The sequence below is a fragment of the Luteibacter sp. 9133 genome (assembly GCF_000800155.1).
Lineage (GTDB): Bacteria > Pseudomonadota > Gammaproteobacteria > Xanthomonadales > Rhodanobacteraceae > Luteibacter > Luteibacter mycovicinus.
On sequence record NZ_JUHO01000001.1, the window covers coordinates 4,353,990 to 4,370,527 of the forward strand.

Below are 16,538 nucleotides of genomic sequence, written 5' to 3' on the forward strand. Positions count from 1 at the left end.
TTCCAATCTGGCCCTGCAATGAATCAAACGCGCACGCTTCTCTTCTTCGCGCTCATGTTCGTGGCGTATCTCCTGTGGACCGAGTGGGAGAAGGACTATGTCCAGCCCCCGACTCCAGCCGCGCCGGCAGCCCAGGTCGATGCCAACGGCAAGCCGGGCGGCGACGCCAGCGTGCCGGGTTCCACCGCTCCCGCCGCCGTGCCGACCGAAAACGGCGCGGCCCCGGAAGGCAAGGCCGAGCTGGTCACCCTCTCGAACGACGTCCTCCGCCTGACCATCGATACCCGTGGCGGCAGCATCGTCCGTTCGGAGCTCCTCTATTACCCGACCAACCCGGTCACGAAGAAGGAACCGGTGTCGCCGCCCGTCCGTCTGCTCGACGATGAGGGCGCGCACTTTTTCGCGGCACAGGATGGACTGGTCAGCAGCAACGGCGCCGCGCCGGATCACCGCGCCCTCTTCCACGCCGACAAGACCGAGACCACCCTGGCCGATGGCCAGAAGTCCGTCAGTCTCGACCTGACCTGGACCGATCCGTCGGGCGTCAAGGTGGTGAAGCGCTATACGCTCAAGCGCATGGACTACGTGGTCGATCTCGACCAGCGCGTCGAAAACGGTTCGACGGCGGTGTGGACCGGTAACGCTTATCACCAGCTGCAGCGCGTCGCCAACGAGAAGGTCAACTGGTTCAAGGCGTATACGGATCCGGCGCAGCACAGCTTCTTCGGCGCCGCCTGGTTCAGCCCGGACACCAAGTTCGAAACGCTGCCGCTGGCCGACTTCGCGAAGAAGCCGCTCAATCGCTCCATCACGGGCGGTTGGGTCAGCATGCTCCAGCATTACTTCTTCGTCGCGTGGATTCCGCCGGCGAATCAAAACGTCACCTATAGCAGTGCGGTCGTCGATCCCAACTCGGCTACGCCGCGCTATCTCGTCCGTGCCTTCGGACCGGCCATGCAGGTCGCGCCGGGTCAGGCCGCCGACAGTGTCGCGCGTCTGTACATCGGTCCGAAGCTGCAGGGGACGCTCGACGCGATCGCACCGGGCCTCGAGCTGACCAGCAACTACGGCTGGTTCACCATCATCGCGCAGCCGCTGCACTGGCTGCTCTCCCAGCTGCACGCGATCAGCGGCAACTGGGGCGTCGCGATCATTCTGCTCGTGCTGCTGATCAAGGCCGCGCTGTTCAAGCTGACCGACGCGCAGTTCCGTTCCGGCGCTCGTATGCGCAAGCTGCAGCCGCGTATCGCCGCGCTCAAGGAGCGTTACGGCGACGACCGGATGAAGATGCAGCAGGCCACCATGGAGTTGTACAAGAAGGAAAAGATCAATCCGATGGCTGGCTGCCTGCCCATCCTGATCACCTTCCCGATCTTCATCGGCCTCCTTCGCGTGTTGTCCGAATCCATCGAGCTGCGCCATGCGCCGTTCTTCGGCTGGATCCACGATCTGTCGGCACCGGATCCCTTCTACGTGCTGCCGGTGCTCTACTTCCTGGTTACCCTGCTCACCCAGCGCATGATGCCGACCGCGGGCATGGATCCGACCCAGGCAAAGATGATGAAGGTGATGCCGCTGATCTTCGGTGTCTTCTTCGCCTTCTTCCCGTCAGGTCTGGTGCTTTACTGGACGGTCAACGGTGCGACCAGCCTGCTCCAGCAGTGGTGGATCAACCGTAGTGTCGAACAAGCCGACGCCGTGGCGAAGATCACCAAGGCATAACACCTGAAGCGGCGCGTCGAAAGACGCGCCGCTTCGCTATCCACGGGCACGACATGACTCACGGCGACGACACCATCGCAGCCATCGCTACCGGCGCCGGCGCGGCCGGGGTCGGCGCCGTTCGCGTGTCGGGGCCGCTGGCTCCTTTCATTGCCGCCGCGTTCCTTGGCCGGGCACCGACACCGCGATACGCGCACTTCACCGCGTTTCACGACGCAGACGGTGAGCTGATCGATCGCGGCTTGTTGTTGTCCTTTCCGGGACCCGCGTCTTACACCGGCGAGCACGTGGTCGAGCTTCAAGGACATGGCAGCGCCGTGTTGCTCGACGCGCTGCTCCAGCGTTGCATCGCGCTGGGCGCTCGCCTCGCTCGCCCCGGTGAATTCACTGAACGGGCTTTCCTCAACGGAAAGCTCGATCTGGCACAGGCGGAAGCTGTCGCCGATCTTGTTGCCGCGACGTCGCGTGCGGGAGCACGTGCAGCACTGCGATCGATGGAAGGTGTTTTCTCGGCTCGCGTGGAGGCCCTGCTTGCCGAGCTTATCGAGCTGAGAGTACATATCGAGGCAGCCATCGATTTTCCCGAAGAAGAAATCGATTTTCTTGCCGACCCTGTCATCGGCGAAAAGCTAACGACGCTCCGGGCGAATCTCGGCCGTCTGTTGCTTGAAACTCGCCGCGGTGTCCGTCTGAACGATGGCATCGCTGTCGCCATCGTCGGGCGACCCAACGCGGGCAAGTCGAGTTTGTTGAATGCGCTTGCCGGAGAAGAGCGGGCGATTGTGACTGACGTCGCGGGCACCACGCGCGACGTGCTTCGCGAGGCGATACACATCGATGGCGTCGCGCTGGAGCTCGCGGACACGGCCGGTCTTCGCGAATCCGACGACATCGTCGAACGCGAGGGCATCCGTCGTGCGCGTGACCAGCTTGCACGCTGCGATGTCGCGTTGCTGGTCACCGACGATGCGCACGCACATGCCGATCTTTCGTTGTTGGATGGCATGGTCGAATATGCAAAACGTCTGATCGTCATTAACAAGATTGATCTGGACGAGCGCGAAGCACACTGCGAGGGCGATGTCCTTTGGCTTTCAGCGCGTACGGGCGATGGTATGGACGCGCTGCGCGCCCGGTTGCGTGAGCTCGCGACCGCGGGCGCGGGGGATGGCGCATTCAGCGCGCGTCGCCGTCACGTCACGGCGCTGGAGTCCGTACAGCGCCACTTATCTCTGACGGACGACGCACTACGGTCGGCTCACGCGGGCGAACTCGCCGCCGAGGAATTGCGTCAGGCCCAGCACGCGCTGGGCGAAATTACCGGCACCTACTCATCTGACGATTTGCTTGGCGCCATCTTTGGTTCGTTCTGCATCGGGAAGTGATGTGGGGTCCAAGGACATCCATTGACGTCTTCTGATGTAGCAATAATCCTTGTAAACAAAGGAATTTTTGTCTACTAACGGATTCGGTGATACAGTCAAAGCCAATCACTTTTATGTCCAAGTTTAGTTCCAAGTAGCTGGATGATTGCTTTCTTCCTCCTACTTGGACATACGGAGGATGAGATGGCGCTGACCGACACCGCACTCAAGGCGCTCAAGCCCAGGGACAAGACCTACACGGTCACCGACGACCGGGGGCTTCATGTGGAAGTGTTCCCGACCGGGGGCATCGTCTGGCGCTATCGCTATCGGCTGAATGGCAAGTACGAGAAGCTGACGCTGGGCAAGTACCCCGCGCTGACGCTGAAGAACGCTCGCCTGAAGCGGGATGAGGCAGCCCAGCAAGTGGCGATGGGAGAGTCGCCGGCAAAGAAGAAGCAGCAGGAGAAAGTGGCTGGAGCAGAAGACGCCACCGTGGCCGACTTCGCCGAACGCTTCTTCAAGGACATCCAGTCACGCGACCGCAAGGACGTAACCATGCCTCGCCGCTACCTGGAGAAGGACATCCTGCCGCACATCGGTAGCAAGCCGGTCCGGGACATTACCGCCGAGGATGTGCGTAGCGTCATCTGGCGCAAGAAGGAACAAGGCTTCGACGCCGCCGCTAGCCAGGTGCGTGGCCTGCTCAAGCGCATGTTCGACTACGCACTGACCTGCGGCCTGATCCAGGCCAACCCGGTCATGGCCCTGCCGATGCGGCACGTCTACCGCGCCGCCGCCCGCGACCGGGCGTTGACGCCGGACGAACTCCGGCAGTTCCTGCGCGCCATGCAGACCTCCAATATCCGCCGCCAGTTCAAGATCGCCTTCCAGTTGATCCTGATGACCTTGGTGCGCAAGTCGGAGCTGATGCTGGCCCAGTGGAAGGACGTGCATGTGGACGAAGGCGAATGGCACATCCCGGTCGAGAACTCCAAGACCGGCAAGCCGCACATCGTCTACCTATCCACCCAGGCACAGACGCTGTTCAAGGAACTCAAGCCGCTGGCCAGCAGCAGCGACTGGGTGCTGCCAGGGCGTGGCACCCTGGCCAAGCCCTTCGCCAACAATGCGCTGAACCAGGCGCTGAAGGTGTCCTTGCAGGGGCAGGAGATTCCTGCCTTCACCATCCACGACCTGCGGCGCACCGCATCGACGCTGCTGCACGAGCAGGGCTGGTCTTCGGACGTGGTAGAGAAAGCGCTGAACCACACCATCGGCGGCGTGCGCGGTGTCTACAACCGTGCCGAGTACGCCGAACAGAGGCGGGAGATGCTGCAGGCGTGGGCTGACTACATTGACGAGCTGGCGGCATCGGCCAATCTGGTGGTGTGAGGCGGCCCTTTCCTTTTCTGGATAGGGCCGTTGTCCCCCTTGAGCCCATTCCCTTGGACCCCTTCTTGCTGCCCATCTGACGCTGCGCGGCTTTAGCCGCCAAATCATCATCAAAATGATTCTATAAGAAGATGTATTTTGATTGCAATGAACGGCCGATAGAGATGATAATTTCGCATCGTCGTCTATTTACGCGTCGGTCCGTACATGTCCAGCGAATCTCTTCTGTCACTCACCCAAGCGCAACGCGACCGTCTCGCGTTCGTCGATTTGCGACTGCGGTTCGTAGGTGAGATTCGGCGGCAGGACTTGGTGGCGCGATTCGGCGTCCAGATGGCAGCTGCAACCCGGGATCTTGCACAGTACAAAGAGCTTGCTGCGGGCAACCTGGAGTACGACACGCGAAGCAAGGTCTATGTCCGTGGCAAATGGTTCCGGCCGTTATTCGACTTTCCCGCCGAGCGCGTACTGACCTGGCTATCCGAAGGCTATGGAGATGGGGGGGGCCTTCAATGGAAGGGCGTCGTGTCATGGGAAGGCGCCAGCCTGCCTGGAAGGATCAATCTTGAGTTGCTTTCGGTTCTGACCCGCGCCATTCATCAAGGTAGCGCTGTCGAAATTTCCTACCGAGCGCTGTCCAGCGGGCGGACGACACGTGAAATCGTGCCGTTCGCCCTGGCCGACAGCGGCCTGCGCTGGCAGGTACGTGGTTTTGACCGGCGCAGCGGCGAGTTCCGCGATTTCGTACTGGGGCGCCTTGAGGATGCCCGCATCCTTCCCGGCCTTGTGGCTGCACATGAGAAATCCGAGCAAGACATTCAGTGGGCTCGCATCACCGAGCTTGAACTCGTACCTCACCCAGCCAACGTGCAGCACCCCGACACCATCGAAGCCGAGTACGGCATGGAGGGCGGTGTGCTCAAGGTGTGTGTGCGTGCGGCAATGACAGGTTATCTGTTGCGCCACTGGAATGTGGACTGCACTGAAGACCATAGCCTCAAGGGCGGCGAGCACCACCTATGGCTGCGCAATCGCCAGGCGCTCTACGGCGTGGCCAACTTGATCTTGGCACCGGGTTACAACGCCTCTGGCAAGGAATGATCGCATCATGCTGAAGCTCGAACATATCCAGAAAAATGCGGCCATTTCGGGGGTAGAGCCCGGGCAAGTGGTCCGCATCGTCACGACCGACCCGGTTGGTGACAACGCGCTTACCGTCTACTACAAGACGGCCGACGGCAAGCTCCTTGAGCGAATGCTGTTCCGTACCGACGAGGCCAATCTTTCGCTGGCCGAAGTAGGCCGGCCGTGGGCCTTCGATGCTCCAGGCGAAGCGTTCAAACTTGCCGCAGAGGCCTACCGGATCGACCTAGCTCATCTGTTCGATCCGATGATGGCTGTGCACACGTCTAACGTGGAACCGCTGCCACACCAGATCACGGCGGTGTATGAGTCGATGTTGCCGCGCCAACCGTTGCGTTACGTTCTGGCCGATGACCCGGGTGCGGGCAAAACCATCATGGCGGGACTGTTCATCCGAGAGCTGCTGATGCGCGCAGACGCCAAGCGCGTACTGATCGTTGCTCCCGGCAGCCTGGTCGAACAATGGCAGGACGAAATGTTCGAGAAGTTCGGTCTGTCGTTCACGCTGTTCTCGCGGGAGCAGGTCGAGCAATCCCGCAGCGGCAATCCCTTCGACGACATCGACCTGATGGTGGCCCGTGTCGATCAGCTTTCCCGCAATGAAGACCTCCAGGAAAAGCTCCGCCTTTCCCACTGGGATCTAGTGGTCGTCGATGAAGCACACAAGCTGTCGGCCAGCTACTTTGGCAACAAGGTCAACAAGACCAAGCGTTTCCTGCTCGGCGAATTGCTGGGCTCGATCACCCGCCACTTTCTGCTGATGACAGCGACGCCGCACAACGGCAAGGAGGAGGACTTCCAGCTCTTCATGTCGCTGCTCGATGCAGATCGCTTCTATGGAAAGTTCCGCGATGGCACGCACAAAGTCGATGTCACCGACCTGATGCGTCGCATGGTCAAGGAGGACATGCTCCGTTTCGACGGTACGCGGCTCTTCCCCGAACGCCGGGCCTACACGGTCAACTACAAGCTCTCCGATCTCGAAGCCGCCCTATACGCAGCGGTGACCGATTATGTGAAGACTGAGTTCGCCAAGGCCGATCAACTGGCCGATGGCGGACGCAAAGGCACCGTCGGTTTCGCGCTGACAGCCTTGCAACGTCGGCTGGCATCCAGCCCCGAGGCCATTTATCAGTCGCTCAAACGCCGCCGCAACAAGCTCAAGCGCCGTGTCGAGGACGAAAAACTGCGTCAGCGCGGCCAGATCCTGGCCGAAACCCTGCTCGGTACGGGCACGAATGGCGCGCCGGAAGACATCTGGGAGTCGGCAGACGCACTCCTGCCTGAAGACTACGAGAACTTCGAGGAAGCCGTGGTGGACCAGGCCACGGCCGCCCAGACGATCCAGGAGCTCGAAGCCGAAATCATCATTCTCGAAGGGCTGGAAGAACAAGCCCGTCAGGTCGTGCATTCAGGCCAGGATCGGAAGTGGGATGAACTCTCGCGCCTGCTGCAGGACACACCGGAAATGCACGACGCCGAAAGCCGGCAGCGTAAGCTGATCATCTTCACTGAGCACCGCGACACGCTGAACTATCTGGCGACCAAGATCCTTGGCCTGATCGGAAGCGAGGAGGCCGTGGTGATGATTCACGGTGGCGTCAAGCGCGAAGAACGCCGCAAAGTGCAGGAGCTGTTCCGCAACGACCCCGCCTCGCGGGTGCTCATCGCCACCGACGCGGCCGGCGAAGGCGTGAACCTGCAGAACGCCAACCTGATGGTCAACTACGACCTGCCTTGGAACCCGAACCGCCTGGAACAGCGCTTTGGCCGCATCCACCGCATCGGCCAGACCGAAGTCTGCCACCTGTGGAACATGGTGGCAGCCGAAACCCGCGAGGGCGATGTCTTCCAACGGCTGTTCGAGAAGCTGGAGATCGAGCGCGAGGCCCTGGGTGGCCGCGTGTTCGACATCCTGGGCGAGGTGTTCGAGGATCGTAGTCTCAAAGATCTGCTGATCGAAGCCATCCGTTACGGCTCCGACCCTGAGGTTCGTGCCCGGCTCTTGCGCCGGGTGGAAGGCGCCTTGGACACCCAGCATCTGGAAATCATCATCAAGCGCAACGCGCTGTGCGAAGAAGTGATGGACGAGAAGCGCCTGTTCGCCGTCAAGGAAGAAATGGAGAAGGCCGAAGCGCGCAAGTTGCAGCCCTTCTTCATCCGCTCCTTCTTCGGCCAGGCCTTCCAGCAGTTGGGCGGGGAACTGCGCCAACGAGAGCCGGGTCGCTACGAGATCACCAACGTCCCTGCCATCATCCGCGAACGCGACCGCCAGATCAGTGGCCGCGACCGGCGCAACGCCAACCCGGTGCTGCGCCGCTATGAGCGTGTTTGCTTCGAAAAACAGTACGTGCGCTTGACCGAGCGTGTCGGCGCACCCATGGCCAGCCTGCTGCACCCTGGCCATCCACTGATGCAGTCGGTGACCGACCTGATACTGGAAGCCCATCGCGCCAAGCTCAAGCAGGGCGCCGTGCTGGTAGATCCCAGCGATATGGGGTTGACGCCAAAGGTCATGTTCATCATTGACCACTCGGTCAAGGAAGGCGCCGCGCCCGGCGGTCAGCACAGCGAAGCACATTCTTCGACGCATGTGGCGTCGCGCCGCATGCAGTTCGTCGAAATCGACGCATTGGGCAACGCCATCAATGCAGGCTGGGCACCTCACCTGGATCTGGAGCCGCTGGCCTCGGCCGACAGAGTCCTGATCGAAGATGTACTGGCCGCTCCCTGGATCGCCAAGGATCTGGAACAGGCTGCTCTTGCTCACGCCTCCACCCATCTGGTTCCCGGACACTTCGATGAGGTTCGTGCCCGTCGTGAGAAGACCGTGGACAAGACGCTGGCAGCCGTCCACGAGCGCTTGGTCCGGGAAATCAACTTCTGGTCCGATCGCTACGTCAAGCTGCAAGACGATATCGCTGCCGGCAAGGATGTGCGTCTCACGCTGGAGAACGTCCGCCGCACCATCGACGATCTGACCGCACGCCGTGAATCACGCGAGAAGGAATTGCTGGCCATGCGCCATGTCATCTCCGCCACGCCGGTCATCCTCGGCGGCGCACTTGTGATCCCCGCTGGCCTGCTGTTGCAGCGCAAGGGCCAGCCGGGCTGGACTGCCGACGCAGCCGCCCGGGCCCGTGTTGAGCAAGTGGCGATGCAGGCGGTGATGAGCGCCGAACGGGCGCTGGGACATGAAGTCATCGACGTGTCGGCGGAAAAATGCGGCTGGGACATTACTAGCCTGCCCAAAGCGCAGGGCGGCTTGCTGCCGCCTTCACGCCACATCGAGGTCAAGGGCCGCGCCAAGGGCCAGACCACGATCACGGTGACTCGCAACGAAATCCTCTACGGGCTCAACCAGGCCGACAAGTTCATCCTGGCCATGGTTCTGGTGGATGGCGACAAGTATGAAGGGCCGTTTTATGTGAGGAATCCCTTTACCCAGGAGCCTGATTGGGCGGTGACCAGCATCAACCTGGATTTGGATCAGCTGTTGGCCAAGGCCGTTTCTTCAGGGGAATCACTGTGAGGTTGGAGAAAATCAAGATTCAGGACTTCAAGCGTTTTGCCAACCTTGAAATCTCTAATATTCCACAGACGGCTAAACTGGTTCTACTTACCGGACCGAATGGGAGCGGTAAGACGTCGCTGTTTGAAGCCTTCAACTATTGGATGAAAATTTCCGCTAGGCAGGACTGGGGTTTTGATAAAGACTACTATTCACGCCCGGTTGAATCTGAAGCTTCAGAAGACAATCCAACTAAGAGAAGCAGGAATCTCGCCAAGGAAGCGTGGGACAAGATTGCTCCTTCGTTCTTTGGTGTCACTGGTGATATTCGGCATAACCAAGATTTATGCAAAAAGGTGTTCTATATTCGATCTGCATATAGGCATTCCCCGGATTTCACCATTGAGGGCCTAAGCAAGCTCGATGATATCTTGAATGATTCTGCAAGAGCACAAATGTTGATGCTGGCGGAGTCACGTGTCCAAGATAATTATCAACGAATAGTAGGCGCGGCAATTCATGCGGTCTTTGATGAGTCCGTTTCTGAGGATAAGAAGAGATCCGAGATCAGAGACGAACTCATCGGAGAGGTGCGTCAGGCAATGTCCCAGGTTTTTGAAGGCCTAGTTTTGGAAGGCCCTGGCAACCCGTTAGAGGGCGGAACCTTTCGCTTCACCAAAGGTGTCGCTTCGAACTTCCACTACAAAAACCTGTCCGGAGGTGAGAAGGCTGCATTTGATCTTCTGCTGGATTTCATCGTCAAGCGCAAGAAGTTCGATGACACCATCTTCTGCATCGACGAACCCGAACTTCATATGCACACGCGCCTGCAGGCCAAGCTGCTCGAAGTCATGTTCGACCTGATTCCTGATAAATGCCAGCTTTGGCTCTCCACCCATTCCATCGGCATGGCGCGCAAAGCGGCGGAACTCAATACGGCTAACCCAGGGCAGGTTGCCTTCATCGATTTCCACGATCAGAACTTCGATCTGGCAGTAAAGCTACAACCGATTCAGCCGGACCGCCGGTTTTGGCAGCAGATGTTTCATACCGCGCTGGATGACCTGGCCGAGTTGGTCGTACCCGAATACGTCGTTTTCTGCGAAGGTAGAAAGATCGGACAGCCAGGAAAGAAGCCAAGCTTTGATGTCTCCGTGTATCAGAAAATCTTTGGACCATGGCACCCGGAAGTTGAGTTTGTGCCTTTGGGCGGTGGCAACGAGGTACAACACGATGGAAAGGCATTTGACTACCTGCTGACTAAGCTGGCGCCAGGAATGACGACCTGGAAAGTCTTCGACAAGGATGACTGCAATGGAGCCGAGATAGAAGAGCTGCGGCAAGAAGACATCCATGTTCTTTCTCGGCGTGATATAGAGAATTTTCTCTGGGATGACGAAGTGCTTGAGAAGCTTTGTGAGCTCCACGGCAAGCCTGAAACCATTGAAGAAATCAAACAGAAAAAACAGCAGCAGTTGCAAACACTGCCGGGTCGCGGTAAGCCGAGCGATGATGTAAAGGCAATCACGGATATTCTGTATGTCGAGATCAAGAAACTGCTTGGGTTGAATGGCTGTGGAAATTCAGCAGAGGCCTTTTCGATCGAGCATCTTGCTCCATTGATCCAGCCGGGAATGGTTGTCTATGAAGAATTGGCTGCAGCCGTGTTGGCCCCATTGAGAAATTAGAATTAATAATGGTTCAGATAAAAACTCCCAAAAAGCTCATCGAAGTCGGGTTGCCGCTTGATGCTATCAACGATGCTTGCGCGTATGAAAAGATGCCCGGCATTGGCGCTCACCCGCGAGGCATCCACCTGTGGTGGGCGCGCCGCCCGTTGGCAGCGGCGCGGGCAGTCATCTTCGCGCAGATGGTTAATGACCCCGGTTATCAGCAGGGCGGGGGCTTCCGCTACGGCGTGAACAAAGAAAAGGCGCAGGCCGAACGCGAGCGGCTGTTCAAGATCATCGAAGACCTAGTGCAGTGGGAGAACATCAACAACGAGGAGGTGCTGGAACGCGCCCGCGTCGAAATTCGCCGCTCGTGGCGCGAGGTCTGCGAGCTGAACAAGGGGCACCCACAGGCTGCCGAACTGTTCAACCCCGACAAGCCGCCCGCCTTCCACGACCCTTTTGCGGGAGGCGGCGCACTGCCGCTGGAAGCGCAGCGTCTGGGCTTGGACAGCTATGCCAGTGACCTCAATCCCGTGGCCGTCACCATCAATAAGGCAATGATCGAAATCCCGCCGCGCTTCGCTGGTCGCGCGCCGGTGGGGCCGGTACCTGCGGGCGAGAAGCAGGCGAAGCTGCACAACGACTGGAGCGGCGCGAGAGGCTTAGCCGAGGATGTGCGTCGCTACGGTGCGTGGATGCTGTCAGAAGCCACGAAGCAATTGGGACAGATTTATCCTCGTATTGAGATCAGTAGAAACGTCGTTGCCGAACGTCCAGATCTAGCGCACCTACAAGGGAAGGAGTTGAAGCCAATCGCATGGCTGTGGGCGCGCACAGTCAAGAGTCCCAACCCTGCATTTGCCCATGTAGACGTGCCCCTAGTGTCCAGTTTTGTTCTGTCGAACAAAGCTGGAAAAGAAGTTTACGTCCAGCCTGTAGTCAACGGCGCGGGCTATCAATTCAAAGTGGTTCTTGGAAAGCCAGGGAAGGATGTTGAGAACGGTACGAAGGTAGGAAGCAGAGGTGCAAACTTCCTATGTCTTCTGTCGAAGGCCCCCATCAGTGGCGCATACATAAAATCTGAGGCCAAGGCTGGTCGCATTGGCCAGCGACTCATGGCTATTGTGGCCGAAGGCCCAAAAAGCCGCCTGTATCTCTCGCCGACTCAAGATCATGAGACTGCAGCCAACAGCGCCAACCCACAGTGGCGGCCAGGGGTTGAGTTCTTTCAGCAGGCACTTGGATTCCGAGTCGGAAACTATGGAATGAGTAAGTGGAGTGATCTGTTCACGCCTCGCCAACTTACCACGTTGGACACGCTCTCCAGCCTGATCGGATCAGTAGTCGAAAAGGTGAAGCAGGATGCCTTGTCACAAGGCATCCCTTGCGATGGTCGTGGCCTTGACTCCGGAGGATCAGGGGTCCTCGCTTACGCTCAATCTGTCGCAGTGTTCCTTGCATTCGCAGTTGATCGGTGTGCGGATTTTTCGAACACGGTTACTCGATGGGTTCCGGGTAATCAGAAGGTAATGAACCTGTTTGGTAAACAGGCAATCGCTATGACATGGGATTTTCCAGAAGCCGCCTTGTTGGAAAATACTGTAGGTGGATTCCTTCCTGCGGCCAGCTACATCGCAGATTGCGTTGAAACTCTACCCCGATCTGGAGGTGCTGGATTTGCGTCTCAGGAAAATGCGTCAACCAATATCACTAGCGCAAACAAAGTGGTCTCAACAGACCCGCCGTACTACGACAACATTGGCTACGCAGACCTCTCGGACTTTTTCTATGTTTGGCTCAGGCGTGGTGTAAAGGAGATATTTCCAAATATCTTCGCAACGGTTGCGGTGCCAAAAGCCGAAGAACTCGTGGCTACGCCAGCCAGACATGGTGGGTCTGATGCTGCCGAAAGCTTCTTCTTGGGCGGGATGACGCGCGCCATCCAGCGCTTGGCGGATCAAGCACATCCAGCGTTTCCAGTCACCATCTACTATGCTTTCAAGCAATCGGACACCAGCGAAGATACCGGCACATCAAGCTCTGGGTGGGAGACATTCCTAGCGGCCGTACTGGAAGCCGGTTTCGCCATCACCGGGACATGGCCTCTTAGAAGCGAGCAGTCAAGTCGCATTAGAGGCCTGAGTTCCAATGCTCTGGCATCAAGCGTTGTCTTGGTATGCAGAAAGCGGAACTCAGACGCAGCGACGACGAGTCGCCGCGAGTTCATCCGCGAACTTAACGCCATGCTGCCCGAAGCGATGCTTGATATGACGCGCGGCGGTGTCAATTCGCCCGTCGCGCCGGTGGATTTGTCGCAGGCCATCATCGGCCCCGGCATGGCGATCTTCAGCCAATACGCCGCCGTACTGGAAGCAGACGGCACGCCGATGAGCGTGCGCACCGCGCTGCAACTCATCAACCGCTTCCTTGCCGAAGACGACTTCGACCACGACACGCAGTTCTGCCTGCACTGGTTCGAGCAGCAAGGCTGGGCCACCGGCAAGTATGGCGACGCCGACGTGCTGGCCCGCGCCAAGGGCACCAGCGTTGGCGGCCTGCAAACCAGCGGCGTGGTCGCGTCGAGCAAGGGCGAACTGCGCCTGTTACGCTGGGCCGAGCTACCGAAAGACTGGGCCCCCGAATCCGATGTCCGCACGCCCATCTGGGAAGCCCTGCACCAGCTCATCCGTGCCCTGAACCAGGACGGCGAATCCGCTGCCGGCACCCTGCTGGCCCGCATGCCCACCCGCGCCGAATCCATCCGCGCCCTGGCCTACCGCCTCTACACTTTGTGCGAGCGCCAAGGCTGGGCCGAAGAAGCGCGCGCCTACAACGAACTGGTGGGAGCGTGGAGCGGCATGGAGCAGGCGGCGAGCGAGGCCGGGGTGCTCGGCGCGCAAACACAACTGGATATCTGACCGGGAGAATGACGCATGGCAACGACCGAATGGCCTTTTCCCGGTTCCCGCTGGTGGAAGTTCGACTTCCATACCCATACGCCGGCCTCTAAAGACACCAACGGCTGGCAGCAGGCGATAGGCACGCCCAATGCGTTGACGCCTGAAACATGGCTGCTCAAGTACATGGCCGCGGAGATCGACTGCGTGGCCCTGACGGACCATAACAGCGGTGCCTGGATCGACCTGCTCAAGGCCGCCTATGCGGCCATGAAGGCGTTGGCCGATCAGGGGCAGCCACCTGCCGGGTTTCGGGAGCTGACGCTCTTCCCCGGGGTGGAAATCTCCACCCAGGGCGGCGTGCACGTGCTTGCTGTTCTCGATCCCGCAGCAACCACCAGCGATATCGACACCTTGCTGGGAAGCGTGGGCTATCAAGGTACCAAGGGTGACAGCGACGGCGTAACCAGCCGAGGGATCGCCGAAGTGATCCAGGCCATTCTGGCTGCTGGCGGGGTTGCGATCCCGGCACACGCCGATGCGCCGAAAGGGCTGCTGCAGTGCCGTGCGGGTTCCAGTCAAAGCCAGCTCGATGCCAACACCCTGCGCCAGGCCATTGCCGTGGAGGGGCTACAGGCTGTGGAGTGGTGCGATGACGCCAGTCCGTGGCCGGACTGCGTCGCCCAGGCCGCTTCTCGCTTTGCGCGGGTATTGGGCAGCGACTGCCACAGCTTCCAGGGAGCGGCTGTTCCCGGCAGCCGTTACACCTGGGTCAAGATGGCCAGCCCGACGATCGAAGGGCTTCGTCTGGCCTTGCTGGATGGCAATGGTGTGTCGATCCGGCGCAGTGATGAAGGAGCATTCGACCCCTTCCGGGTACCCGCCCATGTCATCACCGCCATCGAAATCGAGAATGCGCGTTACATGGGCAATGGCCAGCCGGCAAGACTGGCTTGCTCGCCGTTTTTCAATGCGGTTGTTGGCGGCCGTGGAACGGGGAAGTCCACCGTCGTGCATGCCCTGCGGCTGGCGGCGCGGCGCGACCAGGAATTGACGGCGCTGGGCCAGGGCAACGAACCGCGTGCGCATTTCGATGCCTTCCGCAAGGTTGTCAATGGTCGTGACGACAAGGGCGCGTTGCGTGCCAATACCGTTATCCGTGTGGAGTGGCAGCACGAGGACGTGCGGCTTCGCTTGCTGTGGCGAGCCGATGGCCAAGGCACGGCGGTGGAAGAATGGCGCGACGACCGGTGGCAGACGTCTCCCAGCCAGAGCGTGAATCCGGCACGCTTCCCGCTGCGCATATTCTCCCAGGGGCAGATTGCGGCCTTGGCCGGCAGTGGACGGCAGACCCTGCTGTCGATCATCGATGAGGCCGCCAACGTCGAATCGCTGAGGCAGGCCTTCGACGAGGCGCAACGGACCTTCTTCACGCAGCGTGCCCGACTGCGCGAACTGGATGGCAAGCTGGCCGGCCAAGCCGAGGTCGAGCGCAAGCTGGATGAGGCCGGGAAAAAGCTGGCGGCGCTGTCGCAAGCCGACCATGCCACCGTGTTGCGCGCCTACGCCCAGGCGCAGCATCAAGTCAGGGAGGTGAAGACGCTGTTCGAGCAATTGAACGACATCGCCACCCGCATTGCCGAACTGCCGGAGCACATCGGACTTGACGACTGGCCCAGCCAGCACTTCACCGAGCAGGATGCCGACCTGTTGACGTGGCGCAAGGATGTCGACCTGCAGGTGGATCAGCTTCGTCTCGATCTGCTGGAGCGGGCACGCAAGCTCCACGCTAGCATCGAGTCGTTGCAAAAGGATAGCCGGCTTGCGCAGTGGAAAGCGCGTGCCCTTGCAGCGCAGCAGGCGCATACCGCACTGCAAGAACAACTCGTTGCGCAAGGCGTCAGCGATCCGCAGGCCTTTGCACGCCTGACACAGGAACGCCAGCAACTGGAGCTCCAGCGCAAGGCACTCCAGCAAATGCAGGGTGACCGGCAGACGCTGGCACAGCAGATTGACGCGCAGCGAGCACTGTTGACGCAGAAGCGGCAAGCCATCACGCAGGCGCGCCAGACGTTTATCCAGAACGCGCTGGCGGGCAATCCGCATGTACGGATTGCCGTGGTGCCCTTCGGGTTCGAGGCCAAACAGCTCGAACGCGAGTTGCGCGAATTGATCGAGGCGACCGACGAGCGCTTTGCCGACGACATTCTGCTGACAGAGGACGGCGAGGCTTCCAGCGGCATGGCATTCGATCTGGCGCAGGCGGATGAGCCTGGCAAGATCGGGGCTGTCGGCAGCGTCAAGCAACGGCTATTGGACGTCGATGCCACCTTGGGCGGTCGTCTGCGCAATTATCTGCAACGCAAGCATGAGAAGCCGGAGTTCGCCGACCATGTCTTGGCGTGGTTTCCAGAGGACGACCTGCGGATCGAGTACCAGCGCGATCATCGGTGGACCTCCATCAGCCAGGGGTCGCAGGGACAGCGTTCGGCCGCATTGCTGGCCTTCCTGCTGGCTTTCGGCGAGGAGCCCATCGTGCTCGACCAGCCCGAGGACGATCTCGACAACCATCTGATCTACGACCTGATCGTGCGTCAGATTCGGGAAAACAAGTTGCGCCGTCAGCTCATCATCGTCACGCACAACCCCAATGTGGTGGTCAACGGCGATGCGGAGCTGGTGCATGTAATGGAGTTCGGGCGTGGACAGTGTTTTGTGCAGCAAAGCGGTGCCTTGCAGGAATCGGCAGTGCGTCGTGAGGTCTGCCGCGTGATGGAAGGCGGACACGAGGCGTTTGCGCGGCGTTGGAAGCGACTGGGAACGGAGGTTTGAT

The 16,538-nt window shown here is 59.9% G+C and carries 8 protein-coding genes; all 8 read left to right on the forward strand.

All coding sequences use genetic code 11. The features are described 5' to 3' along the window. The first annotated feature begins 18 nt into the window (after positions 1–18). Entirely contained in the window at positions 19–1,722 is a 1,704-nt protein-coding gene (gene yidC / locus FA87_RS19000) for a membrane protein insertase YidC (RefSeq protein ID WP_043696823.1), read from the forward strand. 53 nt (positions 1,723–1,775) lie between these two features. Then, positions 1,776–3,107, forward strand: a complete 1,332-nt coding sequence (gene mnmE / locus FA87_RS19005) for a tRNA uridine-5-carboxymethylaminomethyl(34) synthesis GTPase MnmE (RefSeq protein ID WP_043696826.1) — start codon at positions 1,776–1,778, stop codon at positions 3,105–3,107. A gap of 183 nt (positions 3,108–3,290) precedes the next feature. Beyond that, a complete protein-coding gene (locus FA87_RS19010; RefSeq protein WP_043696829.1) occupies positions 3,291–4,481 on the forward strand; it encodes a tyrosine-type recombinase/integrase in 1,191 nt (396 codons plus the stop codon). A 207-nt stretch (positions 4,482–4,688) separates the two neighbouring features. Continuing rightward, positions 4,689–5,582: a WYL domain-containing protein gene (locus FA87_RS19015; protein WP_043696831.1), complete on the forward strand. Its 894-nt coding sequence runs from the start codon at positions 4,689–4,691 to the stop codon at positions 5,580–5,582. Positions 5,583–5,589: 7 nt separating this feature from the next. Further along, positions 5,590–9,156 carry a helicase-related protein gene (locus FA87_RS19020; protein ID WP_043696834.1) on the forward strand — a complete coding sequence of 1,189 codons (3,567 nt, stop codon included), beginning with the start codon at positions 5,590–5,592 and terminating at the stop codon, positions 9,154–9,156. Continuing rightward, complete coding sequence (locus FA87_RS19025; RefSeq protein ID WP_081996660.1) at positions 9,081–10,823, forward strand: AAA family ATPase; 1,743 nt, start codon at positions 9,081–9,083, stop codon at positions 10,821–10,823. The genes FA87_RS19020 and FA87_RS19025 overlap by 76 nt, the downstream gene beginning before the upstream one ends. A gap of 8 nt (positions 10,824–10,831) precedes the next feature. Then, on the forward strand, positions 10,832–13,726 hold the full coding sequence (locus FA87_RS19030) for a DUF1156 domain-containing protein (protein ID WP_043696838.1): 2,895 nt from the start codon (positions 10,832–10,834) through the stop codon (positions 13,724–13,726). A 15-nt stretch (positions 13,727–13,741) separates the two neighbouring features. After that, a complete protein-coding gene (locus FA87_RS19035) occupies positions 13,742–16,537 on the forward strand; it encodes a TrlF family AAA-like ATPase (RefSeq protein WP_043696842.1) in 2,796 nt (931 codons plus the stop codon). Position 16,538: the final 1 nt, after the last annotated feature.